The sequence below is a fragment of the Pseudoduganella sp. RAF53_2 genome, from assembly GCF_052113985.1.
Taxonomy (GTDB): domain Bacteria; phylum Pseudomonadota; class Gammaproteobacteria; order Burkholderiales; family Burkholderiaceae_D; genus Rugamonas.
The window spans coordinates 1-2,721 of sequence record NZ_JBFRDW010000741.1 but is presented as its reverse complement, the minus strand read 5'-3'; the positions used below and the strand labels follow the sequence as shown (position 1 = coordinate 2,721).

The 2,721-nt window shown below is 63.6% G+C and carries 1 protein-coding gene; it reads left to right on the top strand.

What is annotated here, in order from left to right; all coding sequences use genetic code 11:
* Positions 1 to 2,721 (top strand): NAD-glutamate dehydrogenase domain-containing protein (locus tag AB4Z11_RS28750; RefSeq protein ID WP_442029239.1); only part of this gene is annotated, 2,721 nt, incomplete at both ends.

Below are 2,721 nucleotides of genomic sequence, written 5' to 3'. Positions count from 1 at the left end.
CGCAATTCTCCGTGCGCTATATCGCGGAAACCATTCGCCGCCAGCCGGCACTGGTCAAGGAAATTGTCGACGCCTTCATCCAGCGCTTCAATCCGGTGAGCAGCGAAGCCGCGCGCAATACGGCGAAAGAAAACCTGCTGGGCATCAAAGCCCGCCTGCCACAGATCAATCATGCCGACACGGAAGTGATCCTGGCCGCGCTGATCGATCTGATTCTGGCGACCCTGCGCACCAACTACTTCCAGAATGGCGGCAAGGGCGAGAAGATCATCTTCAAGTTCGACACCAGCAATCTGTCGCTGGTGCCGCAGCCGCGTCCATTCCGCGAAATCTATGTGTTCTCGCGCCGCTTTGAAGGCGTGCACCTGCGCGGCGGCCCGGTTGCCCGTGGTGGCCTGCGCTGGTCCGATCGCATGGAAGACTACCGCACCGAAGTTCTCGGCCTGGTGAAAGCGCAGATGGTGAAGAATGCCGTGATCGTGCCGGCCGGCGCGAAGGGCGGCTTCGTCTGCAAGCAGATGCCGAAAGATGCGCCGCGCGACGTGGTGGCGGCGGAAGGCGAAGCAGTCTACCGCCTGTTCATTTCCAGCCTGCTGGAAGTGACCGACAACCGCGTGCTGGGCAAGATCGTGTCGCCTGAGGACACCGTCTGCTACGACGGCAACGACCCATACCTGGTGGTGGCTGCCGACAAGGGCACTGCGACCTTCTCCGACATCGCCAACGGCATCGCCGTCAAGCGCGGCTTCTGGCTGGGCGACGCGTTTGCGTCCGGCGGCTCCAACGGCTACGACCACAAGAAGATGGGCATTACCGCGAAGGGCGCCTTCGAAGCCGTGAAGCGCCATTTCTACGAGATGGGCCACGACATGAACACCACGCCGTTCACCGTGGTGGGCGTGGGCGACATGTCCGGCGACGTGTTCGGCAATGGCGTACTGCTGTCCAACCAGATCAAGCTGCTGGCCGCCTTCGATCACCGCCACATCTTCCTGGACCCGAATCCGGATACCGCGAAATCCTTCGCCGAGCGCAAGCGCATGTTCGCGCTGCCGCGTTCCTCGTGGGAAGACTACAACAAGGACCTGATCTCGCAAGGCGGCGGCGTGTATCCGCGCTCGGCCCGTTCGATCGAACTGTCGCCGGAAGTGCGCGCGGCACYGAACATCGAAGAGACTGCGCTGACGCCGGAAGAACTGATGCACCGCATTCTGCTGGCGCCGGTGGATCTGTTCTACAACGGCGGTATCGGCACCTACATCAAGTCCTCGACCGAAACGCACGCACATGTGAAAGACCGCGCCAACGACAATATTCGTGTCAGCGGCAATGAGCTGCGCTGCAAGGTAGTGGCGGAAGGCGGCAATCTGGGCGCGACCCAGGCCGGCCGTATCGAGTTCGCCCTGGGCGGTGGCCGCATCTTCACCGACGCGATCGACAACTCCGCAGGTGTGGATTGCTCCGACCATGAAGTGAACTGCAAGATGTGGCTGGATGTGGAAGTCAACGCCGGCCAGCTGTCAGAAGCAGACCGCAACAAGCTGCTGAACGACATGACCCAGGACGTGGAAGACCTGGTCCTTCGCGACAACACGCAGCAAACCCGCCTGCTGGTGCGCGAGCTGCAGGCGCAGTCGGAGCACGCCGTGCAGGATGGCTATGCCGACCTGATCGCGGACCTGGAAGAAGAGGGCGCGCTGTCCCGCGAACTGGAGCAGCTGCCTTCCGTGGCCGAACTGGCGCGCCGCAAGGCCGATGGCCGCGGCCTGACCACGCCGGAACTGGCGGTGGTGATCGCCAACGTGAAGAACCGCTACAAACGCGTCCTTGGCGCCATGCCGCTGACGGACGAGAGCTGGGCGGAAAATGTATTGCGTCCTTACTTCCCGCAGCTGCTGGTGGCGACCCGCAAACCGCTGGCTCACCCGCTGGCCAACGCCATCCTGGCGACCGTGCTGGCGAACGAAGTGGTGAACCGCTGCGGTCCGCTGATGATCCGCGAACTGGCAGCGCAGTCCAACGCTTCGGAAACCGACGTTATCCTGGCGTGGGGCCAGGCATGGTCGGCGCTGGATCTGGCGCACACCTTCGATACGCTGGATGCAGACGCGCTGAACGTGCCACGCGCCGTGTCGATCCGCGTCGATGCGCGCACCCGCAGCCTGCTGAAGGCTGTGACGGAAGGCGTGCTGGCCGTGCCGAAGGACCAGCTGAAGGGCGGCGCCGGCATTGCCGAGTTGACCAAACTGTTCGCCCAGCCGGACACCGTGAAAAAGCTGATCGGCGATACGCATTCCGAGGTTGACGAGCAGCAGGGCCTGCGTCCTGATTTCGTGCAGGCGTGGAAGGCAGTGGATGCGATCGAAGGCGTGGCAGCCTTCGTGTTCGCAGCGCTGTCGGTCAAGCGTCCGGYGGGCATGGATCTGCCGACCTTCCTGCAAGTGGGCATGGCGCTGCGTTCCCAGGCTGGCATCGACACGCTGGAGCGCGGGCTGCGCCTGCCGGCGGCCAACAAGTCGCAGGAAGCACTGCGCAGCTACGCACAACAGGCGCTGCGCCGCACGCAGCAAAAGCTGCTGTCGCAAGTGCTGTCCCGTGCGACCGATGGCCACGATGGCGTCGAAGCGGTGGAGCTGGTGACCAACACGCTGGGTCTGTCCGGCTACGCTCCTGCGGCGGATCTGGAACAGGCAATGCTGGATGTGTGGGCGCTGTCCGAAG